Source organism: Pseudomonas sp. NPDC087804, from assembly GCF_044742965.1.
Classification (GTDB): Bacteria; Pseudomonadota; Gammaproteobacteria; order Pseudomonadales; family Pseudomonadaceae; genus Aquipseudomonas; species Aquipseudomonas rustica.
Map to the genome: position 1 here is coordinate 342,113 of NZ_JBIUVN010000002.1, position 25,667 is coordinate 367,779.

At 56.9% G+C, this 25,667-nt stretch carries 16 protein-coding genes; 6 read left to right on the forward strand and 10 right to left on the reverse strand.

What is annotated here, in order from left to right; genetic code table 11:
* Window positions 1–450 precede the first annotated feature (450 nt).
* The 4 genes from ACIOMO_RS08600 to ACIOMO_RS08615 all read right to left on the reverse strand — a co-directional run bounded on the left by ACIOMO_RS08600 (window position 451) and on the right by ACIOMO_RS08615 (window position 3,498).
* The gene (locus ACIOMO_RS08600; RefSeq protein ID WP_401239934.1) at window positions 451–828 is read right to left on the reverse strand and encodes a type II toxin-antitoxin system VapC family toxin; all 378 of its coding nucleotides are present in this window, start codon (window positions 826–828) and stop codon (window positions 451–453) included.
* Window positions 825–1,163 (reverse strand): type II toxin-antitoxin system Phd/YefM family antitoxin, encoded by a 339-nt coding sequence (locus ACIOMO_RS08605; protein WP_256671872.1) that lies wholly within the window; start codon window positions 1,161–1,163, stop codon window positions 825–827. Before ACIOMO_RS08605 ends, ACIOMO_RS08600 begins: the two co-directional genes overlap by 4 nt.
* Window positions 1,164–1,420: 257 nt before the next feature.
* Entirely contained in the window at window positions 1,421–2,827 is a 1,407-nt protein-coding gene (locus ACIOMO_RS08610) for a heavy metal sensor histidine kinase (RefSeq protein ID WP_401239936.1), read from the reverse strand.
* Window positions 2,824–3,498: a heavy metal response regulator transcription factor gene (locus ACIOMO_RS08615; RefSeq protein WP_053121655.1), complete on the reverse strand. Its 675-nt coding sequence runs from the start codon at window positions 3,496–3,498 to the stop codon at window positions 2,824–2,826. Before ACIOMO_RS08615 ends, ACIOMO_RS08610 begins: the two co-directional genes overlap by 4 nt.
* A gap of 535 nt (window positions 3,499–4,033) precedes the next feature.
* Between ACIOMO_RS08615 and ACIOMO_RS08620 the strand changes: the two genes are divergently transcribed.
* The 6 genes from ACIOMO_RS08620 to ACIOMO_RS08645 all read left to right on the forward strand — a co-directional run bounded on the left by ACIOMO_RS08620 (window position 4,034) and on the right by ACIOMO_RS08645 (window position 11,350).
* On the forward strand, window positions 4,034–5,281 hold the full coding sequence (locus ACIOMO_RS08620; protein WP_401239939.1) for a TolC family protein: 1,248 nt from the start codon (window positions 4,034–4,036) through the stop codon (window positions 5,279–5,281).
* A gap of 49 nt (window positions 5,282–5,330) precedes the next feature.
* Window positions 5,331–6,518, forward strand: coding sequence for an efflux RND transporter periplasmic adaptor subunit (locus ACIOMO_RS08625; protein ID WP_401239941.1), 1,188 nt, complete (start codon window positions 5,331–5,333; stop codon window positions 6,516–6,518).
* A gap of 14 nt (window positions 6,519–6,532) precedes the next feature.
* Window positions 6,533–9,682, forward strand: a complete 3,150-nt coding sequence (locus ACIOMO_RS08630; RefSeq protein ID WP_401239944.1) for a CusA/CzcA family heavy metal efflux RND transporter — start codon at window positions 6,533–6,535, stop codon at window positions 9,680–9,682.
* Between the two features lie 226 nt (window positions 9,683–9,908).
* Entirely contained in the window at window positions 9,909–10,109 is a 201-nt protein-coding gene (locus ACIOMO_RS08635; RefSeq protein WP_212551202.1) for a co-regulatory protein PtrA N-terminal domain-containing protein, read from the forward strand.
* Window positions 10,110–10,175: 66 nt separating this feature from the next.
* Window positions 10,176–10,508, forward strand: coding sequence for a DUF2790 domain-containing protein (locus ACIOMO_RS08640; protein ID WP_212551201.1), 333 nt, complete (start codon window positions 10,176–10,178; stop codon window positions 10,506–10,508).
* A 461-nt stretch (window positions 10,509–10,969) separates the two neighbouring features.
* Entirely contained in the window at window positions 10,970–11,350 is a 381-nt protein-coding gene (locus ACIOMO_RS08645; protein WP_401239948.1) for a DUF6124 family protein, read from the forward strand.
* A gap of 208 nt (window positions 11,351–11,558) precedes the next feature.
* Here ACIOMO_RS08645 and ACIOMO_RS08650 read toward each other — a convergent pair whose 3' ends face one another.
* From ACIOMO_RS08650 to ACIOMO_RS08675, 6 genes are all read right to left on the reverse strand, one after another.
* Complete coding sequence (locus tag ACIOMO_RS08650; protein ID WP_401239951.1) at window positions 11,559–14,306, reverse strand: RHS repeat domain-containing protein; 2,748 nt, start codon at window positions 14,304–14,306, stop codon at window positions 11,559–11,561.
* Window positions 14,307–14,434: 128 nt separating this feature from the next.
* On the reverse strand, window positions 14,435–17,305 hold the full coding sequence (locus ACIOMO_RS08655; protein WP_401239954.1) for an RHS repeat-associated core domain-containing protein: 2,871 nt from the start codon (window positions 17,303–17,305) through the stop codon (window positions 14,435–14,437).
* Window positions 17,302–21,909, reverse strand: a complete 4,608-nt coding sequence (locus ACIOMO_RS08660; RefSeq protein WP_401239957.1) for a SpvB/TcaC N-terminal domain-containing protein — start codon at window positions 21,907–21,909, stop codon at window positions 17,302–17,304. The genes ACIOMO_RS08655 and ACIOMO_RS08660 overlap by 4 nt, the downstream gene beginning before the upstream one ends.
* Before the next feature lie 415 nt (window positions 21,910–22,324).
* Entirely contained in the window at window positions 22,325–23,650 is a 1,326-nt protein-coding gene (locus tag ACIOMO_RS08665) for an OprD family porin (protein WP_401239959.1), read from the reverse strand.
* Between the two features lie 169 nt (window positions 23,651–23,819).
* Complete coding sequence (locus ACIOMO_RS08670) at window positions 23,820–24,134, reverse strand: DNA-binding transcriptional regulator (RefSeq protein WP_282357488.1); 315 nt, start codon at window positions 24,132–24,134, stop codon at window positions 23,820–23,822.
* Complete coding sequence (locus ACIOMO_RS08675; protein WP_400646987.1) at window positions 24,124–24,474, reverse strand: toxin; 351 nt, start codon at window positions 24,472–24,474, stop codon at window positions 24,124–24,126. The genes ACIOMO_RS08670 and ACIOMO_RS08675 overlap by 11 nt, the downstream gene beginning before the upstream one ends.
* Window positions 24,475–25,667: the final 1,193 nt, after the last annotated feature.

The window sequence follows — 25,667 nt, forward strand, 5'->3', positions numbered from 1 at the left end:
CCACCGCTTTCGCCGGCAGGCTGGCTCCCACATTTTTCTGCGATGACCACAGACTCCGCGCACGCCGCAAATCACTGTGGGAGCTTGCCTGCAAGCGATTGCGGCCTACCATCCAACATCAAAATTGACTGACCCACCGCTTTCGCCAGCAGGCTGGCTCCCACATTTTTCTGCGGTGACCACAGACTCCGCGCACGCCGCAAATTACTGTGGGAGCTTGCCTGCAAGCGATTGCGGCCTACCATCCAACATCAAAATTGACTGACCCACCGCCATCGCCAGCAGGCTGGCTCCCACATTTTTCTGCGGTGACCACAGACTCCGCGCACGCCGCAAATTACTGTGGGAGCTTGCCTGCAAGCGATTGCGGCCTACCATTCACCATCGAAATCAACTGACCCACCGCTATCGCTTGCAGGCCATCTGCCCTGAGGCTTCTGGGGTATCAGGTCAAACCAAAACAGCCAGGTCGGTGTACCGAGCAACCGAAGGATCAGCCGTGAGCAACTTCATCGGTTCGGTCATTGCTGTGGCCACGATAATGCGGTCAAACGGATCCCGGTGATGGTGCTCAAGATCCTTCACGGCGATGGCGTGTTCTGCAGTCACCGGCAGTTCGATGAAGCCGCTATCAAGGCAAGATTGGCGGACTTCTTCCAGATCAACATTCAGCTTGCCGAGCCCGACCTTGATCGCCATTTCCCAAAAGGTGGCGGCGCTGATGTAGACATCGGCAGCGTTCTCAATCAGTTTTCTGGCTTTGCCGGACAGTCTCGCGTCATCACTGAGCGTCCAGAGCAAAATGTGCGTGTCGAGCAGAAGCCTCATGCTTGAGTGCCCTCAAATGCATCAAGCATGTCATCGGGCAATGGTGAGTCGAAATCGTCGGGCAACACCAGTTTGCCTTTCATTGCGCCAATTCGCTGTGCGCTGGGTTTTCCTACGGGAACGAGGCGAGCCATCGCTCGGCCATGCTTGGCAATCGTAATGACTTTGCCAGCAGCGGCATCATCGACGAGTTTGGATAAATTGTTTTTTGCTTCAGCCAGCGGAACGATGATCATCGGCTCACCCCTGTATTCTGGACAAATATAGCCAGAATATTTCAGCACTGCCAATTCATAGACTTCTTCAGCCCATTCGCAAACGATATCCCTGTTCATTTGTTGCCTCTCGTCGATATTCCATCTGCCAAGGCCACCACCATAGAACTACCTACTCAAATCTGGCTGTAGGACAAAACGGAGGTTGCGGCGAGAGCTTTCGGTGTTTGCGTAGGGACGGGAGCAAACCGGTAAAAAGTCGTACGAAAATATCGACCGACACGACCTCCGAAAATCTATGTAGGCGCTGCCGCAGGCTGCGATCTTTTGATCTTGATCTAAAAAAAAAGAGCAAAGATCGCAGCCTGCGGCAACTCCTACAGGGAGGATTCGGTGGTGGGGAAGCCCAGGCGGAACACCGTCATCACCCCCGGCAAGCTCTTCACCTCCGCCACCCCCTGATGCAGGCTCATGATCGAGCGCACGATCGCCAACCCCAACCCGGTGCTGCCCTGCGATCTCGAGCGGCTGCTATCAACGCGGTAGAAGCGGTCAAACAGATACGGCAAATGCGCCTCTTCGATCCCGGCGCCGGGATTGCTCACTAGCAACGACGTCTGCGTCGCACCTTGTTCTATCAACAACGTGACGGTTTTCCCGTTCGGGCAGTGCCGCAAAGCATTCGACAACAAATTCGAAATCGCCCGCTGAATCATCAGCCGATCACCCAGCACCGTCGCGCTCCCGACCACGTTCAAATGAATGCCCTTGTCCTGCGCCGACAGCGAAAACATCTCCGCCACCTTCGTCACTTCAACCTCCAGCGCCACCGATTCAAACGGCGCCAGCGCTGACGGATGACTCACTTGCGCCAGAAACAACATGTCGGAAACAATCCGCGCCACGCGCTCCAGTTCTTCGGTGCACGACACCAGCACATCCTTGTATTCCTCCACGCTGCGTTCGCGTGAGAGCGTCACTTGCGCCTTGCCCATCAGGTTGTTGATCGGCGTGCGCAATTCATGCGCCAGATCGTCGGAGAACTGCGACAGCTGCTGTACCCCGGCGTCCAGTCGATGCAGCATGAAGTTGATGCCTTGCGCCAGTTCACTCAACTCCTGCGGCATGTTCACCACCGACAGGCGATGATCCAGATCCTGGGTCGAGACCATCGCCGCGACCTTGCGAAACTCGCGCATCGGTGCCAGTCCGCGCTGCACCGCGCCCCACGCCGTGAGGCCGATGAACACCAGCAACAGCGGCAAGGCAATCAGCGTCGAGCGCAAGTAGGCGCTGAGCAACGCCTCATCGTGGGCGTTATCCACCGACAGCAGCACGGGCACGCTGTTGCCGTCCTTGAGACGAATCAGTTTCGAGGCAGTGAGGAATTTCTTGCCGTCAGCGTCGGTGCTGTCGCTGTAGGTCAACTGATCTGTGGTGGCGCGAACCGCCTTCAATTCAACCCGTGGCTCGGCCAGTCCCGAGCCGGATTTGAGCAGCGGCGAGCGTTGATTGAGGCGGTCGTAAATGGTCAGCGTGAGGTTGTCATGGCCCATCACCTGATCGAGCAAAATATGTGGTTTACCGCTGATTTCATTGGCGTCGACGTACAACGACAGGCTGTGCTCGACCTGTTGCATCTTCTTTTCCAGACTGTCTCTGGAAAGCGCATTCAGCTCATGGGTCAGGGCGAAATAGGCAAGGATCGCCAGAAACACCACCAGCAGCGCGCCGAGAATACTCACCGTCAAACCGAGGCGCATCGACAGGCTGGCCGGTTTCATTCGCGCGCCTCCAGCACGTAGCCGACACCGCGCAGGGTGTGGATCAGTTTGCTGTCGAACGGGTCGTCGATTTTTGCGCGCAAGCGGCGGATCGACACTTCGACCACATTGGTGTCGCAGTCGAAATTCATGTCCCACACCAGCGAGATGATTTGCGTACGCGTCAGCACTTCGCCGGACTGGCGCATCAGCAGGTGCAGCAGGGCGAATTCCTTGGTGGTCAGGTCGATGCGTTGCTCGCCACGGAATGCGCGATGGCGGCCCGGGTCGAGTTCCAGATCGGCGACTTTCAGCACCTGCGGCAGCGGAATGTTTTCGCTGCGACGCATCAAGGTGCGTACCCGCGCGAGCAGTTCGGGGAATTCGAACGGTTTGACCAGATAGTCATCGGCACCCAGATCGAGGCCGCGAATCTTGTCGGCCAGACGTCCCCGCGCGGTGAGCATCATCACCCGCGTGGCGTGGGTTTTGCGCAGTTGTTCCAGCACGCCCCAGCCGTCCAGTTCGGGCAGGTTCACATCGAGAATAATCAGGTCATAGGCCTGTTGTTGCGCCAGGTGCAAACCATCGGCGCCGGTGGCGGCGTGATCCACCACATATCCACTTTCGGTCAATCCCTGATGCAAGTATTCGGCAGCTTTGAGCTCGTCCTCGACGACAAGGATTCGCATGATCTTTCACCACTTATATTTAATGGGTATTTAATTTAAAAGGGCCCTCACCCTAGTCCTCTCCCGGAGGGAGAGGGGATTGAATGGGGGATATTTCAGAACTACGCCGACGTGAAAAAGCTTTGATGAATCCATAATCGGCTTGATGTAACAGGTCGATAAATAACGCCAGACAACTCGATCGGCTCCCTCTACCTCCGGGAGAGGGCTGGGGTGAGGGGAAGTCGCACAATAAAGGTTGTAGTGGCTACAGGGTCAACCGCCAAGCGCTTTAAAACGGCGCTCTGCGACAGCCTGTCGCAGCACAAACTGCAAAACCCCCATGACATTGATCTACACAAGTGCTGTTCAGCAGATATCTAACCCGCATTTTTTTCCATGTATTACGACAACAGCGTTCGCACTTCGCATCCTAGAACAAAACAACTAGTTCAAACCGTGGATAACGGATTTGTAATGTTCCAGTCACCTTGTCGATAAGTTCAAAACCCTACCGTGGCGGCATCAAAGATTCTTGAATAAAGGAAGTCTGCCATTGCCCGGTTTAATTGAACTGACGGCGCGATCACGCCTGCAAAAAACACTCGGCGGCCTGCTGTTACTGGCCAGTGCCAGCCTGGCGAATGCCTCGACGCTGACGCTGGATCAAGCCCTGCAAAGCGCCTTCGCCGGTAACCCCGATCTGGCCGCCGCGCAGTGGGAAATCGGCATTGCTGAAGGCGATCGTGTGCAGGCTGGTTTGATCCCCAATCCCGAAGTTTCCTGGGAGGCCGAAGACACTCGCCGCGATTCGCGCACCACGACGATCATGCTCAGCCAACCGATTGAACTGGGCGGTAAACGCGGTGCACGGATCGACGTCGCCAGCCGCGCGCAGGACGCCGCCGGTATCGAGCTGGAGCGCAAGCGCAATGCCTTGCGCGCCGATGTGATTCAAGCATTCAACAGTGCGCAAACCGCACAGCAACGCCTGGATCTGTCTCGACAATCGCTGCAACTCGCCGAAAAGGGTTTGCGCGTGGCTGACGGGCGCATTGAGGCCGGTAAATCGTCGCCGGTTGAAGGCACGCGGGCGCAAGTGCAGCTCTCGGAAGTACGTCTTGAAGTGAGCCGCGCCGAGCGCGATCAGGCCAACGCTTACCAACAATTGGCGCAGGTGATGGGCGCGCCTTTGCCGGCATCGACCAAGGTGCAGGCACCGACGAAAAGCCTGATGGCTGTTCCACCGCCGACAAGATTACTCGAGCGTCTGAACGAGACCGCTGAACTGCGTCTGGCCAGGTTGCAGATCGATCAGCGCGAAGCCTCATTGGGATTGGAGAAGTCCCAGCGCATCCCCGATCTGACCGTGAGCGTGGGCAGCCAATACAGCGAAACGGAGCGCGAACGGGTCAACGTGGTCGGGCTGTCGATGCCGATTCCGCTGTTCAATCGCAATCAAGGCAACGTGCTCGCCGCCGCGCGTCGCACCGATCAGGCACGGGATCTGCGCAACGCTACCGAACTGCGTTTGCGCACTGAAATCCAGACCAGTCTCGAGCAATGGCAGACCGCTAACGGTGAAGTCAAAGCGTTCAACCAGACCATCCTGCCCGCCGCGCAACGTGCGGTCGACAGCGCCACGCGCGGCTTTGAAATGGGCAAGTTCGGCTTCCTCGATGTGCTCGATGCGCAGCGCACGCTGATCGCCGCGCGCAGCCAATACATCCAGGCCGTCAGCGAAGCCACCGACGCCCGCGTACGCATCGAACGGATCTTCGGCGAGCTCGCCGTCAGCCCTTGAATTTCATCTTTTTGAGCACTGCGCGATGGCACGGCGCAGAGGAGTTTCCATGGATAAAAAATTGATTGTGGTCGCTGCGGCGACATTGGCGTTGGGCATTGGTGTGGGCTCGATGTGGTCGGGCACTGCCTCCATCGACGCGCATGCCGATGAAGCGGCGGATCACGCCGATCACGCTGAAGAAGGCGCTGCGGCTGAGCATGGCGAAGAAGGGCACATCGAATTGAGCGCCGAGCAAATCACCGCTGCCGGCATTCAATTGGCTGAAGCGAAACCGCAAAACATCAGCCTCGGCTTGCCGTTCCCCGGCGAAGTGCGTTTCGACGAAGACCGCACCGCTCATGTGGTGCCGCGTGTGCCGGGGGTGGTCGAGGCGGTCTCGGTCAACCTCGGGCAGACGGTGAAGAAGGGCCAGCTGCTCGCGGTGATCGCCAGTCAGCAGATCTCCGATCAGCGCAGCGAACAAGCGGCGGCGCAACGGCGTTTGGCATTGGCGCGCACGACCTATGAACGGGAGAAAAAACTCTGGCAGGACAAGATCTCCGCCGAGCAGGATTTCCTCCAGGCGCGTCAGGCTCTGCAAGAAGCCGAAATCGCCGTAAGCAATGCGCGGCAAAAGATCAGCGTGCTCAGCGGCAGCGTGGTCGCCACCGGCGGCAATCGCTATGAACTGCGCGCGCCGTTCGACGGTGTCGTGGTGGAAAAACACCTGACGCCTGGCGAAGTGGTCGATGAAACCACGGCAGCGTTCACGCTCTCGGATTTGTCGCGGGTGTGGGTGACGTTCGGCGTTTCACCGAAGGATTTGACCAAGGTGCAAGTGGGTAAAGCGGTCACCGTCAGTGCGCCGGAATTGAACGCGGAAGTCGTCGGCAGCGTGGCTTATGTTGGCAGTTTGCTCGGCGAACAAACCCGCACTGCAACCGTTCGCGTGACCCTGGAAAACCCGCAAGGCTCATGGCGCCCCGGTCTGTTCGTCACCGCGCTGGTCGCTACCGAAAGCCGCGAAGCGAAAGTCGCCGTACCGGAAACCGCAATCCAGACCGTCGAGGACAAACCCACGGTGTTCGTGCGCACCGACGATGGTTTCGAAGCGCGCCCGGTGGAGTTGGGCAGTCGCGCAGCCGGCCAGGTGGAAATCACCCAAGGGCTGGAGCCGGGCGCGCAAGTCGCCAGCGCCGGCAGCTTCGTCCTCAAATCGGAACTGGGCAAAGCCTCAGCCGAGCATAGCCACTGATCCGGAAGAATCCCATGTTCGAACGCCTGATCCAGTTTGCCATCGAGCAGCGCATCATCGTCCTGCTCGCCGTTCTGCTTATGGCCGGCCTCGGCATCGCCAGTTATCAAAAACTGCCGATCGACGCCGTGCCCGACATCACCAACGTCCAGGTACAGATCAACACCGGCGCTGCCGGGTTCTCGCCACTGGAAACCGAGCAGCGCATCACCTTCCCGATTGAAACGGCAATGGCCGGTTTGCCGGCACTGGAACAGACCCGTTCGCTGTCGCGTTCGGGCCTGTCGCAGGTGACGGTGATCTTCAAGGACGGCACCGACCTGTTCTTTGCCCGTCAGTTGGTCAACGAGCGTTTGCAGATCGCCAAGGAGCAATTGCCCGAAGGCGCGGAAGCGATGATGGGGCCGATTTCCACCGGGCTCGGCGAGATTTTTCTGTGGACGGTTGAAGCCAAGGAGGGCGCGCTCAAGGACGATGGCACAAGCTACACGCCGACCGATTTGCGGGTGATTCAGGACTGGATCATCAAGCCGCAATTGCGCAACGTGCCGGGTGTGGCCGAGATCAACACCATCGGCAGTTTCGCCAAGGAATATCAGATCGCGCCGGATCCGAAACGGCTGGCGGCGTACAAGTTGACGCTCACTGATCTGGTCACCGCGCTGGAGCGCAACAACGCCAACGTCGGCGCCGGGTACATCGAGCGCAGCGGCGAGCAATTGCTGATTCGCGCACCGGGGCAAGTGGCGAGCACCGAGGACATCGCCAATATCGTCATGGCCAATGTCGACGGCACGCCGATCCGCGTGAAGAACGTGGCGACGGTAGAAATTGGTCGTGAACTGCGCAGCGGGGCGGCCACGGAAAACGGTCGCGAAGTGGTGCTCGGCACGGTGTTCATGCTGATCGGCGAGAACAGTCGAACGGTCTCGCAAGCGGTGGCCAGCAAGCTTGAACAGATCAATAAATCACTGCCGGAAGGCGTGATAGCCGTGCCGGTTTACGACCGTACACACCTGGTCGAAAAAGCCATCGCCACGGTGAAAAAGAACCTAATTGAAGGCGCGATTCTGGTGATCGCGATTCTGTTTTTGTTCCTCGGTAATATCCGCGCGGCGCTGATTACTGCGATGGTGATTCCGCTGTCGATGCTGTTCACCTTCACCGGGATGTTCAGCAACAAAGTCAGCGCCAACCTGATGAGTCTCGGCGCACTGGACTTCGGGATTATTGTCGACGGTGCGGTGGTAATCGTTGAAAACACCCTGCGGCGATTGGCCCATGCGCAGCAGCATCATGGGCGTTTATTGACGCGCGCCGAGCGTTTCAAGGAAGTGTTTGCGGCGGCGAAAGAAGCGCGGCGACCGCTGATTTTCGGGCAGTTGATTATCATGGTCGTGTACCTGCCGATCTTCGCGTTGAGCGGCGTCGAAGGGAAAATGTTCCATCCGATGGCGTTCACCGTGGTCATCGCTTTGCTTGGCGCGATGCTGTTGTCGGTGACCTTTGTGCCGGCGGCGATTGCGTTGTTCGTGACCGGCAAAGTCAAGGAAGAAGAGGGCGCGGTGATGCGCGGTGCACGCCGCGTTTATGCGCCGGCGCTGGCCTGGGGGATGAGTCATCGCGCTGTCGCGGTGAGCGCTGCGTTGGCCGTGATCGTGCTCAGCGGCGTGCTCACCAGTCGCATGGGCAGCGAGTTTGTGCCGAGCCTCAGCGAAGGGGATTTTGCCCTGCAAGCGCTGCGCGTGCCGGGCACCAGCCTGACGCAATCGGTGGACATGCAGCAGCGACTGGAGAGGGTGATTCTGGCGAAAGTGCCGGAAGTCGAACGCGTCTTTGCCCGTACCGGTACTGCCGAAATCGCTTCCGATCCGATGCCGCCGAACATCTCCGACAGCTACGTGATGCTCAAGCCGAAAGAGCAGTGGCCGGATCCGCGCAAGTCGCGCGAAACCTTGATGGCCGAGTTGCAAGCCGCTGCCGCGACCTTGCCGGGCAGCAACTATGAGCTGTCGCAGCCGATTCAGTTGCGCTTCAACGAACTGATTTCCGGCGTACGCAGCGATGTCGCAGTGAAGGTGTTTGGCGATGACATGGACGTGCTCAATGCCACCGCCGCGAAAATTGCCGCAGCGATGCAAAAGGTCAACGGCGCGTCTGAAGTCAAAGTCGAGCAAACCACTGGCTTGCCGGTGCTGACCATCAATATTGATCGCGATAAAGCGGCGCGTTATGGGCTGAATGTGGGGGATGTGCAGGACACGATCGCCGTTGCGGTGGGTGGGCGTCAGGCGGGGATTTTGTATGAGGGCGATCGGCGTTTCGACATGGTTGTGCGTTTGTCCGATGCGATGCGCAAGGACATCGACGGGCTCTCGGCGCTGCTGATTCCGGTGCCTTCAGTGAACGGCTCGGCAAGTCAGATTGGTTTTATCGCCCTCAAGGAAGTCGCCAGCCTTGACCTGGTGCTCGGCCCGAATCAGGTCAGCCGCGAAAACGGTAAACGCCTGGTGATCGTCAGCGCCAACGTGCGTGGGCGTGACATCGGTTCGTTTGTCAGCGAAGCCGGCGCAGTGATTGAGCGTGACGTGCAGGTGCCCGCTGGTTACTGGACGAGTTGGGGCGGGCAGTTCGAACAACTGCAATCGGCGGCCAAGCGTTTGCAGATTGTCGTGCCGGTGGCGTTGCTGTTGGTGTTTGGGTTGTTGTTCATGATGTTCAAAAATCTGAAGGATGGTCTGCTGGTGTTTACCGGGATCCCGTTTGCGCTGACCGGCGGCGTGATGGCGCTGTGGCTGCGGGATATTCCGCTGTCGATTTCGGCGGGGGTGGGGTTTATCGCGTTGTCGGGTGTGGCGGTGTTGAACGGGTTGGTGATGATCGCGTTTATTCGTAATTTGCGCGAGGAGGGGCGTTCGCTTTCCGATGCCATTAACGAAGGCGCACTGACACGCTTGCGGCCAGTGTTGATGACAGCGCTGGTGGCGTCGCTGGGGTTCATTCCAATGGCGCTCGCGACTGGCACCGGTGCTGAAGTGCAGCGTCCGCTGGCGACCGTGGTGATCGGCGGGATCCTCTCCTCGACCATCCTCACACTGCTGATCTTGCCGGCTCTCTACCAGCTCGCGCATCGCCGGGATGAGGACGACGTTCCAACTAAATAGGTAATCCCCCTGTGGGAGCGGGCTTGCTCGCGAAAGCGGTGTATCAGTCAAAACATTATTTGAATGACACACCGCATTCGCGAGCAAGCCCGCTCCCACATTGGTTTTGTGTGCGGACTTAAAAGGCTGTTTCGGCAGATAACGGATCTGTAATTTCCCCGCCACCGTCACGAAAGGTTCACCTTGTTACCTTGATCCCGTCAGCTACTTAAACGAGGAATCAACCATGAAACTTGCCCAACTCAGTGCCTTCGCAGCCGCGCTCGCGGTGTCTTCCCTGGTCATGGCCGAAGGTGGCGGTGACCGCACTTTCGAAAAAATGATGGCCGCCAACGACCGCTCCGTCGAACTCTTCGTCGCCAAGGAACAGGCCCGCGACCCTGTCGTGTTGAACGAGAAAAAAGACGAGAAAACCAAAGCGCTGTAAGCGTTCGGAAAATGAGCAAGCCTGTCATCGACTGCCGATGCCGGGCTTTTCGATGAGGCAATGGACATGAAGATTTTTAAACGGATGGCGTTCGCTGCAGCGATGGCAGTGTCGGTGAATGCACTGGCCGAGGGTGGCGGTGATCGCACCTTCGAACGCGCGCTCAGCGCCAACACCAAAGCCATGGAACAGTACGCCGCCAGCCAAGGCAAAGCGCCGCCGGTGGTGAAGGATTACGCGTACGGGATGAAGCTCGACGTGGTCAAAGTGGTGAGCGTGGTCAAGCCCGAAGCGGCCTGCGCAGTGGTGCCGACGGCGATGACATACGAAGATTCGAAGGGACAGCTCAACACAATCAAATACAGCGTGGCGGGCGTGTGTCGCAACGGCGGAACCTGAAAAAAACCACAATCCCCTGTAGGAGCTGCCGAAGGCTGCGATCTTTTGATCTTAAAAACCAGGATCAAAAGATCGCAGCCTTCGGCAGCTCCTACAGGGACGGATTTCACAATCACGGTGCGTATTTCAATTCGTGATGTTTAAAACCTGTTTGGGAAAAGTCGAACCTTCCCACACTGTTTTCAGGTTGTCCGTCGGACGTCGGCCCTCTAGCCTGTGTCGGTCGCTGCCAATTCAGCGATCGGGATTGGAACCCCGGAGAACGTATCAGCGCCATCGCGTCTTTCATGACGTATGCTTGCGCACTTTCATGGTGTGCAGCTTGTTATGGCGGCTGTGCGCGGGAGACTTTCGAGTCTGCCGGGTTTCTCCGTTCCCCGGGTTCCAACCTGCGTACAGCTGCCACCCCTTCGCGTGGAACCGAATGGGGCAGCTTCAATGTTCCGAAGGAGAAAAACATCATGATAAAACCAACACCAAACCCGCCCGAAACCGATCCCGTTCCGGACACGCATTCAACATCCCCCTACGCCGCCGTCGACACCAAAAAGCTCCACGCCGCCGCCGAACGCGCGCTCGATTTCTACCTCAATCCTGCGGCCCAGATCATGTCCACGCCCTACACGCCAAACGACATGTTCTACGTCAATCCCAAAGCCGACACCGAATCCCTGCTGGCCAACGCCTGCGAATCCCTCGCCTCCGCCACCGTCATGCTCGGCGACTTCGCAGCCATGCTCGAAGGCACGCATCGAAAGACCCTGCTGGGTATTGCGCAATTGGTCATGCTCGGTGAATTGGCGGTAAACAAGGCACTGGATAACGTCGATCCCACCGCGTAACCCCTGTAGGAGTGAGCCTGCTCGCGATGGCTATGCGTCAGGCGATGAAGATGTCGCCTGTGCGAAACATTCGCGAGCAGCCTTGCTACCAGACTTCAACTGCAGTCAGATTGCAGCTTCTGTAGTAACAAGACGTTAGTACAGCCGACGACAAGGCCGGGAGGCGCGGCATACTAAGGTTGAGGTGATTGAAAATCGAATCGGTAGTTTACAGTTTCAGGTTCTTCTTGATGGTTTGAATTATCGTTGGCTTGCCACTATGAGAAAAAGTGGGTTTTTCGAGGATGCGTTTAACTTCGGAGTCTTTCAGTTGTAGAAGTGGATACATTGCTAATGTGTCGGCATTAGTTATCTGGTGAGGCTCAAAATCTTCAAGGGTGTTGAAGTCATTTCTTTTAATGTTATGAACGCTGTCAGACACTTTTTTCAGGTTGGCGATCTCAAGCTGTGCTTCTTTGTTTGAAACAAATTTACTGAGGTGGACAGGGTAGGGGAAATGATCCGGTGTATCTTCGGCAAGATGAGTTAGCTCGTGGATGAAAGTAAAGGCCTTTCCGATTATGTTCCTCTGCGCAAACTCTTCTGTCACGAAAATTCGTCCATGTGGATCTCGGGGGTTGGTGAGTGCACTAGGTTTCAATTGATCCGACTCGCCTGCCAGGTACACGATTTGGTCGTGTCGATCTCCTGTTTTCTGGTACCGGAGTGCTTCTTGATGTGTAGTCCTGTAGATGTTTAGAGCTGTATTTGCCGTTTCTTTGATTAAATAATTTGGGTGGTCTTTTGCATTTTTTCCTCTTAAAAAACGAGTTAGCTTTTGTGTTTGTTTTGCCTCTAACTCGTTGATGCTTCTTTGTATAAGATGAATGCTCAGTTCCATCGCGGCTTCATTCGTTTGCGCGAACTCTGTATTGTCTGATTTAAGCGCGTCACTGTTTCCTCTGTATTTGATTGAATAGGATCCTTCTTTGAGTACCTCGTTTTCAATATCGTCGCCTTTTCCGATATATACCATTCCCTGATAGTCATACCCGCTGGAGGGATTGCTCTTTGCGAATAAATAAAGATTCAGCCCGTCAACTGTTTTTGCTGGATCCGGATTCAGCCATCGCTGCAACCACGGCGCGTAATACCTGAAACCATAATAATAAAGCCCCGTGGCATCTCGCTCTTGCCCCGAATAACGCATGGTTTTGTAACCCGCTTCGATTTCGCTGCGCCCGGCAAACCATGCGGTCGTGCCAAACGGGTGATAGCGCTCCTGGCTGATGATGTCGCCTGAGCTGTCCAGTTCGAGCGCGCAGGAACCGAGATGATCATTAAGGCTGTAACGATATTGATCGTTCGAAATGTTTTTGGGTGGCTCGGATTCCCAATGCAAAACCCGCAAGCTGCTTCTTCCGGCTTGAACGGTGATCACCTGCAACGCTTCCCCCGTTCCGCTGTGGGTGTGCAGTTCCAGACCTGGCAGATAACGAACTTCCGAAATCAGCGTTCGGGCGTTAGTTTGCACAGAGCGCACTTTACGAATGCGCATACCGTCGGCGCCGTAAACGTAACGCTCACGGTCATTCGCCACGGGGCTGACTTCGCGCAATTGGTTGCGCAGATCCCAGCGTAGAGATTGCCCCGGTTGCAGGTTGAGCAAATTGCCGCTGCTATCAAAGCTGTTGCGAAAGTCCCCTTCGCTCGGTTCCACGCCATTGAGCACCGGCAAACACCGATTACTCTGCGCAGCCGCCACCAGTCGATGACCGTGACTCTGCGGCCCGTCATGCGTCAGTTCCAGCAGGTTTCCGCCACGGTCATAGCGGTAGGATTGCGAATAGTTGGCGCACGACGCCGGATCGTCAAACCTCGAAAATGTCGGGCCTTGATTAGAACCGCCAGCCTCCCATCCTGTCGCGTTGATCAGATGATAGAGGCTGTCGTAAACGTAGCGATTAACCGGCTCAACCCGCTGATTAGCACAGTAGCGAACGGGCAGGGCAGCGTCTTCAATGCTGAGCACGTTGCCGACCGGGTCGTAGACGTAACGCAAATCTTGCAGAGCGTTGCTGCCACGTTTGGCCTGAAGTCGTGTCAGGCGACCACTCTGCGCGGCGTATTCCAGCGAGGTGATCACGCCGTTGCCGGCCGTTTCCCGCTCAGTCTGACCGTGAGCGTTGTACTGGATGGCGCTGACCAATACCTTCGGCGCGACGTCCTTTGCCAGTTGCAAACGAACCTCGCGCAACGGGCCGTCAACGGTGTGGCTGATCATCTGCCGGTTACCTTTGGCGTCTGTTTGTTCGATGGCCTCGCCCAGCGGGTTAAACCGTGCGCGGGCCGTGAATCCGGCACCGGGTTCAAGCAACGTGTCACGCTCGGCAAAGGGCTCCGGCCAGTCGGGTGATTCCAGCGTCTGCAAAAAATGGCGTGTCTGCTGTAACACCTCACCCGCCAAACCGAACTGTTCGAACAGCTGTGTACCCGCCGCATCATCGTGGCGAATCAGTTGTCCGCACTGGTTACGCGCGGAAAATGCCGGATCGTCGTCGCCATAGTCAAAACGCTCGGTACACAACAACTCGCCATCAACCCCCTGCTCAAACACCGCCAGCGGTCGAACCTGATCGTCATATTCCGTCCTGCGCTGACGCCCCCGACCATCCCATCCCGACACAGTCTGATCGGCCCCACCCAATAAACTGACTTGCCACCCGGCATCGACGCTGAGACTGCTCAATACTTTCCCGGACAACGAATAGATCGACACAAGATTGGCCGGTGCCGAAGCATCCGCCATCAACCGCGGATCCCGCTGCGCCACCAGACGACCAGCTGCATCATGCTGCTGAATCGTCACCCTCGCCTCAGGCTCGTTAAGATCCTGGCGCCAATACGCAATCTGGTGCACCAGCAAGCCACGACTGTCATTTACTACGACGTTTGGGGTAACTGAATCGATGCTCATCGTTTACCCTTATTGAAGTGCGCCACATCTAAATAATACGAACGTAAAGAACACTCGGAAATCTATCGATCAATGGAGTATTGCTACAGCTTAAAGAGTGGCGCGCATGTTGGGGCTTTACACAATAGCTATTTGTAAAACACCAAGAAGTTAGCCATGCCTCTTTGTAGGTCGCGAGCTGTTTTTAAGTCGGCCATAAAGCCACGGTCACGATTGATTGCACCTAAAACTGTTGAGGCGCCGCCATCCAAATTTACTGATCTTCCTGGAACAGAATTCAATGAATCCAGTCTATTAGTGACGTGCGCCCATTCAGTTAGGGTGTAGCCTGCAACGTCGTACTCCTTCCCTCCGGGGACTCGCCCGAGGATCAATCGAGTCCTTGGGTTTGTTGAGCCAGTTCCCGCGAAACTGATCGCTGATCTTGAGTTGGGATCGCCCGCGTGACCAAGATTTCCTGGAAGATTGTCGTCGGGATCAAATTTAAATCTTGGTTCTAGAAGTTCGTCGCTTGTGAACAACTGTCTGCCGCTACCCGATAGTTGTGGTGCTGAATGAAACATCGACCCGTCGCTCATGGTAACTGAGGTATATTTGTCCGCATAGGCTCGGGGGATAGGCAATTCCGGCATGTGCCGTCCATCAATAATACTCTTTCCGATGGTGGCATGTTCGGGGGCGGAAGCGCTGACCCTGTTTAACATGTTAAAAAAGGCACCATTTATGAAAGCTATATTTTGAGAATTTCCTGTACCCGTTGCGGCGTGGATATCACTCGGAGTCATGGCCTTCAGGGGAAGTAGCGAATCTTTACCTGCAAGTTTACTTTGATAACTGCAATCTATCGAAAGATAGTCAATTTTACGTAAAGTCAATGCTTGCCTTTCCAAATTGATACCCATAGAAGCCAAAGTCTTCTCGGGCGCAGCAATACTCACGTAGATCATTCCAGGGGCGATCGTTCTTACCCTGACTGGCCACCTGTCAGCAATAGCCTTGTCCCATTTATCGCGGGCCCATACATGACCGTGATCGACGTATTCCGGTTGAAGGCCTTGATGATCTACCATTGCAATAGGATTGTTTCTTACCATTTTGTACATATTTAAATCATCTATGTATCCCGCCGGATCAGGATTAAGCCAGCGCTGCAACCACGGCACGTAATACCTGAACCCATAATAATAAAGCCCCGTGGCATCCCGCTCTTGCCCCGAATAACGCATGGTTTTGTAACCCGCTTCGATTTCGCTGCGCCCGGCAAACCATGCGGTCGTGCCAAACGGGTGATAGCGCTCCTGGCTGATGATGTCGCCTGAGCTGTCCAGCTCGAGCGCGCAGGAACCGAGATAATCATTAAGGCTGTAGCGATATTGATCGTTGGCGATGTCTTTGGGTGGCTCGGATTCCCAATGCAAAACCCTCACGCTGCTGCGTCCGGCTTGAACGGTGATCACCTGCAACGCTTCCCCCGTGCCGCTGTGGGTGCGCAGTTCCAGACCTGGCAGATAACGAACTTCCGAAATCAGCGTTCGGGCGTTGGTCTGTGTAGAGCGCACTTTACGAACGCGCATACCGTCGGCGCCGTAAACGTAACGCTCACGGTCATTCGCCACGGGGCTGACTTCGCGCAATTGGTTGCGCAGATCCCAGCGTAGAGATTGCCCCGGTTGCAGGTTGAGCAAATTGCCGCTGTTATCAAAGCTGTTGCGAAAGTCCTCTTCGCTCGGTTCCATGCCATTGATCACCGGCAAACACCGATTGCTCTGCGCAGCCGCCACCAGTCGATGACCGTGACCTTGCGGCCCGTCATGCGTCAGTTCCAGCAAGTTACCGCCATGGTCATAGCGGTAGGTTTGCGAATAATTGGCACACGATGCCGGATCGTCAAACCGCGAAAATGCCGGGCCTTGATCAGAACCGCCAGCCTCCCATCCCGTCGCTTTGATCAACTGATAGAGGCTGTTGTAAACGTAACGGTTGATCGGTTCGATCTGCTGATTGGCAAAGTAGCGAATGGGCAGAGCGGCGTCTTCAATGCTGACTACGTTGCCTACCGGGTCGTAGCCATAGCGCAAATCTTGCAAAGCGTCGTTGCCACGTTTGGCCTGAAGTCGTGTCAGGCGACCACTCTGCGCGGCGTATTCCAGCGAGGTGATCACGCCATTGCCGGCCGTTTCCCGCTCAGTCTGACCGTGGGCGTTGTACTGAATGGCGCTGACCAATACCTTCGGCGCGACGTCCTTTGCCAGTTGCCAACGAACCTCGCGCAACAGGCCGTCGACAGCGTGGCTGATCATCTGCCGGTTACCTTTGGCGTCTGTTTGTTCGATGGCCTCGCCCAGCGGGTTAAAACGTGCGCGGGCCGTGAATCCGGCACCGGGCTCAAGCAACGTGTCTCGCTCGGAAACGGACGCCGGCCAGTCGGGGGACTTCAGCGTCTGCAAAAAATGGCGTGTCTGCTGTAACACCTCACCCGCCAAACCGAACTGTTCGAACAATTGCGTACCTGAGGGATCGTCGTGGCGAATCAGTTGCCCGCACTGGTTTCGCGCGGAAAATGCCGGATCGTCGTCGCCATAGGCAAAACGCTCGGCACACAAAAAACCAGCATCAACTGCGTGCTCAAACGCCGCGATTGGCCGGATTTGGTCGTCATACTCCGTCCAGCGCTGACTCCCCCGACCATCCCATCCCAACAACGCTTGATCCGCTTCACCCGACAAGCTGAGCCGCCAGCCGGCATCCACACTGACCGTGCTCAATACCTTCCCGGACAGCGAATAAATCGACACAAGATTGGCCGGTGCCGAAGCATGCACCAACAGTCGCGGATCCTGTTGCGCCACCAGGCGACCAACAGCGTCATGCTGCTGAATCGTGGCTCGCGCTTCACGCTGGCTGACATCCTGCCGCCAATAGGCAATCTGCCGTACTGGCAAACCACGGCTATCGGTGGCAGTGAGATTCGGGGTAAAAGCATCAATCCCTGAACTCATATGAATGGAAACTTCTTGCGCGGTTGTTCCGGCGGCGGCTCAAACAAATCGTTTTCATCAAACGCCACGTTGCACCAGATCCAGTACCACGTCTCCCGCCGTAACGGCTTCATTTGCGGCGGAATACCCTGGAGCATGTTTTTCGCCAGTATGGTTTCGGTCTGGCGACCGGCCGCATCGTAAAACTGCTGATCATGGAAGGCATGCACGCGCATTGAATGATCGTTGATGTAGCGCGGTTGATCGGCAAAGTAGGGTCGGTAGATGCGTACTTTTTCGCCCTTGTTGTTGTACTCGACCGGCTCGCTGACACGCCAGCGGCGTGGCACATCGGCCTCGACAGGCTTGCCGTCGGAGTCGAGGATTAATTCACCGTTTTCCCCGACCTGCCACGACTTGCCTGGCTCGACTTCCTGTTTGGTTTGCAGCGACCGACCGAAGCCGTCCCAGCAGGCGATGCTGACCCGCACTTGCATCTCCGGATCACCGGGGTAGCGGTCAGCCAACATCGCGACGGCATGGATCGGTTCGCGGTGGGCCGCGTCGAGTTGTTCCTTGAGGATTTTCTCGTTTGCGTCTGGGGTTTGCACGGCGGCAAGATGCTGCCGCGCTCTGTCGCAGAAGTGGCCGCCGGGCAGGATGAATCCTTCACGTCTGGCCCATGCCTGCCATTCAGGGGAGGGCGGTGAGGTGCGTGAGACATGGCCCATCCAGCTGAAAGGATCGCTGAAGCTGACACTGGCGAAATTGCCGATGGCTTTTTTCGGGTCGGCAATGGCAATCGCCGGGTGGCGGTCGGGAGGCGGGACGTAGGTTTCCAGTCGATCAAAACCCACCGGCAGGCCTAATTCCGTGCCGTGGAAACTGGTGACCAACACTTGGCCTAATGCGTCGTAACGCGCCTCCTGAATATTGCGGTTGGCGTCTTCGATGGCGGCCGGCAGAAAGCTCCGGTAATCCACATCGAGCGTGCGGGTCGTGCAGCCATCGGGCAGGGTGACGGCATTGGTCAGGCACCAATAGTCGTCGTAAAAGACCTGGGTCTCACCGTGGCTAAGGGTTTCGCGATACTTCTGGATGTTAAAAAAACCATCCAGCGCGTGATAGGTGGGGAAGCCTTTGCGCACCGACCACAGGTAATTTTTTGCATCGTCCGGATCGGTCGGTGGGGTGTTTTTCACTTCAGGCAGGAACAGATCCATGATGTGGTAACCGACTTCCGGTGACTCGAGTTTTTCTTTCAGGTTGAAGGGCATGTTGCCCTCGGCGTCCTTGAGTTTGTCGTAGGCGCTAAGGGCGATGGCATCCAGCTCCGCCGTTTCTATGTGCGCGGGCAAACCTTCGAACGTCGCTTGGCCGGGTGCAAAGGGCAGGTTGTTGACGGGGTTCATGTAGAGCTGCATCGACAAGCCTGTGAGCACTGATTGTTTCGCCCACGCGCCGTCGTCGGCGCTTTGTCGCAGAAAATACTCATGGGTGATGTTGGCGGCGGTGAGTGCCGATTTGTCGAGCACCAGTGCGTTGCCGCGCGCCTGATAGGGCAGGCCAAGGCGCCAGGCTTCTGGATTTGGCAGGTGAAGGTGCAGCGCTTTGGTTTGCGTCAGGTACCACTTTTGTTGGGCATCGTCGTGGGCATCCTTCCACCAGGTTTGGTGATATTCGTCGCTGAACGGCGGTGTATCGCTCAAGGTTTTGCGCCGTGCGTAGTGCACGGTAAAGCCATGAATGACGCTGCCGTACTCATCCCATTCCAGGTTCAGTGTGTGCTGACATAGCGGGTCATCGGCGATGTCTGGCTCGTATTGATAACTGATCGATTCCAGGTCAAGCGGCTGCACCACCGCGTAAGGATTGTGCTCACCTTTGGGCCGCAACACGCGCACGGCGACGCGGCTTTCCTGAACAGCGTAAGGCACGGCAGTGGCGGGATCGTCGTCTGCGGCGTAGACCTCCGAGCGCAGGACTCTGCCGCTCAGACAGCGAGCTATTTCGCGCTGGAGGTCTTCGTCTGGTGACTCGATGGGTTGCGCCGCGTGATCGTGTAGCAGCGTGGGTTGCAGGGCTACCGCAGACGGGTCGCCCGTGTAATAACCGTCGCGGGAAGGGTCGATATCCTCGCCGGTGTGGAACCAGGTTTTGCTCAGGATCGGTGCGGTGAAACCGGCGGTTGCGCGTTCAGCTTGCGTCGCTTCGGTATCGGTCTGCGTGAGCAGGCGAAAGCCACGGAACTCGCGCTCGAAGCGGTCGTAATAACCGCCGCGATAACTGAAACCCTGCGTCAGCGTGTTGCCGGTGATCTCATCGTGCTGGGTCTGCTGCTTGACCACATGCAACGCCATGGGCAATTGGGAGATCGGGTTTTCGATGCCCGCCGCGTGTTGCTGGTTTTTTTCATCCAGCCATTCCTGCGCCGAACTGCGGTAGGTCACGCCGCTGCTGGAACCCATGTTGTTGCAGGTGCGGTTGACCAGATACGGCTTGGCTTTGACGAAATCGTAGCGCCAGTGTCGAGGGGCCATGTACGGCACCGTCACGATCAGGCTTGAGCAACCCAGCCCTTGCAGGTCGGCGGTGCTGACCTGGGTAAGTCGGTCGTAAAGCACGCCTTCGGGCCACGGCAGGTCGACACTGCTTTGCTCGAATCCACTACCGGCGTGGTTCATGAACACACGCAGACGCTTGGGTTCCAGGTAGATCAGATCCGCCGCGCCGGAGCCGTCGAGATCGGCCAACAGAACCTGTGCCGCATTGAACTCGCTGTAGGTGAACGGCAGCGCGCACAGCACGAAACCTTTGCCGAAGCGCCCGCGCCCCAGATTCGGCCAGACTTTGACTTCGTTGTGGCGGATGCGCACCAGATGCTGCTGGCCACTGCCGAGCAGGTCGGCGAACGCGACCACTTCGGTTTGCGTATGCAGCAATGACGGCAGCTCATCGTCGTCACCGTCGGGCAATTTATAACGATGAGGCACGTCGACGCCGTCGGCGAACCCGTGCTCGCGGCGATTGGCATACAGACGCACGCTGTTGGTGCCGATCAGTGCGAGGTCGCTGAGGCCGTCGCCGACCAGATCAGTCAGGCGTGACATTGAATGCAGGAATTCGTTGGGGAACGCCTTGAAGGGTACGTAGTTTGACCAGTCGCGATCCGGGCCAAGGGTGAAAAAGCCGTGCATTCCGGGCATGGCGATCACCCAGTCGAGCTTGCCGTCGCCCGTCAGGTCGGTCAGCGATTGGTGAATCGCTTTGCTGCTGTCGGCCACCGGAATGTTTTCCAGCCGTTTCCAGTCGCTGTAGCAGACGTCGTCGCCGCCACTGTCGCAGCGCAATGGTTCGCGGTAATACCACGCTTGATCATAACGACACAGCACCCCCGGCAGGCCTTCGCCATACAAGTCGACCAGTTGATAGAACTGGCCGTCATTGAGTCCGGGCATGTCGGGAAACTGTGTCCAGCCCGGATGTTTGGGGTCGAGCTCGCAAGCGTTGTAGCCGAACTCCATGGGCGGGCGACTTTCGACCTGACCGAGTGCGTCATACGCTTGAATGTGCGCGGCGGTCAGATGGTTGTAGCCGAGCGGGTTGGCCCGGTGCTCCAGCAACAGGCGCTGCACCAGCACGGGCGTATCGCCGAGTTCTTTGGGGAAGTGATGAAACATGAGCACTTGCCGGCACAGGCGCTGGGTGCCCAGTTCAAAGCCGTAGCTGTAATTCCAGAAGCGATCGCTGCGTACGGGCCACGGTTGTGTTTCTGCGTAGGTGGGGGCGGTTTCCAGGGTAGTGCTGCGTTCGCCGTAATCGAACAGTAAATGGAAGTGCCATTGCTCGGCTTTCCAGCTGTCGGTGACCCAGGCGTACAGGTGCGGATGGGCCTTGGCGTTGCCGTAATACACGCATTTGAGGTAGCGCTGCGCACGGTAGTCGCGCAGTTGCGGCGGGGCGGGGGCGTCAGTTTCCGCTTTGTATTGGTAGACGATGTGCTCGCCGCGCGTGTTGAGGCTTTCGTCGATCATCCACGCGCCGACGCGCAATGGATCGGCCGGGTCGGCTCGGCGTGAGTCGGGAGTTTTGCCGTAGATAAGCAGGCTGCCATCGGCACCGTGAATCAAAAAGAATCCGCTTGCGTCGGTGGCGGTTGACCAGTGCTCGATGAGGCTGAAAGCCCCTTCAACTCTCGGCCAATAGCGCACCACCTTATGCTGTACGCCCAGATCGATGCCGTTGTAGCGCATGACGTTTCTGGAGATGACGCTGCCGTCACCGTCACTGCGCTCGGGCATCCACATATCGCCGCCGGGGCCGGTGACAATATCGTTGCCGGTGTAGGCCGGAACCCCCTTGGTTGTGCGCAAGGTGATGGCGTTGGCCGTCAGGTGCCAGCCGATGCCGAACGGGCCGTTGCCGACATCACTGCTGTAACCCAGCCCAAGCGCCGGGGCAAAACCACGGCCGGGGGAAATCGGCAGGGGCAATTCAAGCGATGCCGCGCCGGTGGTGCCGACGCCGCCCCAACCCTTGCCGATGCTTTGAATGGCTCCGCCCATTTTGGGCAGGGAGGGAGTGTTGATCTGCATCGTTGACTGTTGCTGCGGTTGCTCACTCATAGCGAACCGCCGTTGCGTCTGGCCGTGAAACGTATGTAAGCGATGATGGAGGTGGCGACGGCCATATCAGTGAATCTCCCTGCCAGATGGGTGGCATCGATAGGATGCCCGGCGGGTTAACGCTAGCGGTAAAGACTGGCGGTGTAACCTGTCAGACCTGACAGGGTGATGCAGTTTTCTTAGATCAAATTCGCTCAACAGATAACCGGTTTATCGCCAAAACTTGTAGGAGCTACCGCAGGCTGCGACCTTTTGGTTGTGTCTTTCAAGATCAAAAGATCGCAGCCTTCGGCAGCTCCTACAGGTTTTTCGTGTTTCACAGAGTAAAAAAAGGCGCCCCGAAGGACGCCAAAAAATTCACCTCTTTCCAAAGGAGCAAGGAGCTTCTAAAGGTGAATCTGATCGCTCATGAAATTCACAGAATCGCCAGCGGGTATTCGACGATCACCCGCACTTCTTCCAGATCGGACTCGAACGCTGTGGCGCGGGTCGTGGCCTGACGCAAACGCAGTGACAGGTCTTTCATCGAGCCGCTTTGCACCACGTATTTGACTTCAACATCGCGCTCCCAGCGCTTCTGATCGGTGAGCGGATTACCCTCCGCGTCGCGGCGCATGTACACCGCGTTGGCGTTGGAATAATCAGCATCGGTGCCGCGACCGTAACGGGTCATGAACGACAGACCCGGCACGCCGTACGGGGTCATGTCGAGGTCATAGCGCACCATCCAGGAACGTTCTTTGGGCGAGTTGAAGTCGCTGTACTGGATGGAGTTGTCAAGGAAGATCGAGTCGGACTGGCGCAGGTAATCGAAGTCGTCGTTGCCGTTGTTGCGCTGGTGGGAGAGGGCGACGGAGTGGGCGCCGAGTTTGACGCCGACGCGGCCGCTCCAGATGTTGTTGTCGAATTCGCCGAGCAGTTGTTTGCCTTCGTCGACGGCCTTGTAGTAGTTGAGGTCGCCGAACAATGACAGGTCATCTGCCAATGGATACGTCCACGCGGTGCCGGCGTAGTACTGATTCCAAGCGTCCTTGAGACGGCTGGAATACAGGCTGAACGTGAGGTTTTTGTTCAGCGCGTAATCGCCGCCGCCGTAGGCGATCCACGGGGAATTGACCGGGCCGGCGTAGAAGGTGGCGAAGTTATCGTTGAGGTCGCTGGAGGTCGGTTGGCTCATTGCATGCAGTCGACCACCCTGTACCGACAGGCCTTCGATACTGGTGTTGATGGCTGTCACGCCTTTGAAGCTCTCGGGCAGCAATCGCGAGTCACCAGCGGCGACCACCGGGGTGGCAGGGAACACATCGCCTACTCGCACGATCGTATCGAACGCGCGCACTTTGGCGGCGCCGCCGAATTTGGTGTACTCGTCCTGCGCCCGGCCATCGCTGTTGACCGGCAACACATCGAAGGAGCTCCGAGCGCCGTTACGGCCGTCACCGGTGTCGAGTTTCAGGCCGATCATGGCAAACGCATCAACACCGAAGCCGACAGTGCCTTGAGTGAATCCGGATTCGAACTTGCTGATCACTGCGTGCGCCCAGGCTTCGGAATAGCCATTGCCAGTAGGGCTGGACTGGCCGTTGCGATGATCACGATTGAAGTAGTAATTGCGGTTGAGGACGGTGAGGCTGCTGCCATCGATAAAGCCTTCGGCTTTTTCCTCCGCCACTACCATGGATGATCCGGCGCTGATCGCCACCGTTAAAGCGGCCATCGATATTTTTGTAGGGTTAAGCATCAGTCACTCCTGGAGTTCGGCAGAACGGGAACGTGCTTCGGCGTGAGTTTTATTGTTCGACGGGCGAGGGCCCGCCGGCATGGTCGCCGGGTGACATCGTTGCAAGCTGCGGATAACGCCAAGGTGATGAGGGAATTACAATTTCGTCATGTGGACTGGGAGGTTTCGTCTAGCTCAAGGTTGCGAGTTGATCGATGGTTTGCGGAAAGCGCTCAACCAGTCGGATGAGGGTGGTGGCTTGAGCGTTAGGTGTCGCGCGTCCTTGTTCCCAATTTTCGAGCGTGCGGGTGTTAGTGCGCAGATACATCGCGAATACTGATCGGGAAAGGTTGAGTTGTTGACGGATGGCGACGACCTCTTCAGCCGTAATCGGTACCAGTTTCGGCAGCTGAACTTTGTGGGTATGTAGCGTTATTTTGCCTTGGCGCTCGTCAGCAAGGGCTTCCAGGCCGTCCATCAATTCAGAAAAAATGTCACGTTTCATAGTGGGTTCTCGTGTTGAGTTCTTTATCCAGCGTTTGTCTGAAAAGTTTTTTCTGGGCAGGCGTCAGATTGTCCTGTTCGTTCTTGCTGTAAACGGTGAAAAGCCAAAACTGGTCGTAACCGGACCACCAGTAATAGATCACCCGCAAACCACCACGCTTGCCTTTGTTTCTGCGCTGGTCGGAAAAACGAATTTTGCGCAGCCCTCCGGTTTCTTCTATGAGGTCGCCTGCTTCCGGGTTTTTCAGCAATTCCAACTGGAAGCTGCGAAACAGCTCATCGTCCAGATAATCGTCTCGATGCTTCTGAAACGCAGGTAGTTCGATAAATAGAGCATCCATGTTCTGTACGTTGCCTGCGTATAGTGTTGTCTCGATAATCGAATAGGTCAAGGCCTGCTGGCCTTGCTTTTCTCCCCTTTTTCAACGGTAGACGTCGGTCGTAAAATCACCTGTAGGACGAGTAGACGGGAGAGGTAGGATCGTTCGACTAATCTGTGAAGAGCTTCGCAACTCACGTGTCAGAACAATCCGCAGTAGTGTCCAGCCCCGAATAGCGATAGCGGCGGGGTGTCAGGCTGTGAAGAGGTTGAATGTGCCGACGCCATCGCGAGCAGGCTCACTCCCACAATGATCCCGGATGGCCGCAGAATTTGTGCACAACACATAACTTGTTGGAGCGAGCCTGCTCGCGAAAGCGGTGGGTCAAGCAATGAAGATATTGAATGTGCCGACGCCTTCGCGAGCAGGCTCACTCCTACAATGATCCGGGATGGCCACAGAATTTGTGCACGACACATAACCCGTAGGAGCAGAGCTTGCTCGCGAAAGCAGTGGGTCAGGCATTGAAAGTGTTGAATGTGCCGACGCCTTCGCGAGCAAGCCCAGCTCCCACAATGATCCGGGATAACCGCAGAATTTGTGCACGACACATAACCCGTAGGAGCAGAGCTTGCTCGCGAAAGCAGTGGGTCAAGCAATGAAGATATTGAATGTGCCGACGCCTTCGCGGGCGAGCCCAGCTCCCACAATGATCAGGGATGGCCACAGAATTTATGCACGACACATAACCCGTAGGAGCAGAGCTTGCTCGCGAAAGCAGTGGGTCAAGCAATGAAGATATTGAATGTGCCGACGCCTTCGCGAGTAGGTTCACTCCTACAATGATCCGGGATGGCCACAGAATTTGTGCATGACACATAACCTGTGGGAGCGAGCTTGCTCGCGAAAGCGGTGGGGCAGGCAATGAAGATGTTGAATGTACCGACGCCTTCGCGGGCAAGCCCAGCTCCCACAATGATCCGGGATAACCGCAGAATTTGTGCACGACACATAACCTGTGGGAGCAGAGCCTGCTCGCGAAAGCGGTAGGTCAAGCAATGAAGATATTGAATGTGCCGACGCCTTCGCGGGCAAGCCCAGCTCCCACAATGATCCGAGATAACCGCAGAATTTGTGCACGACACATAACCTGTGGGAGCAGAGCCTGCTCGCGAAAGCGGTAGGTCAAGCAATGAAGATATTGAATGTGCCGA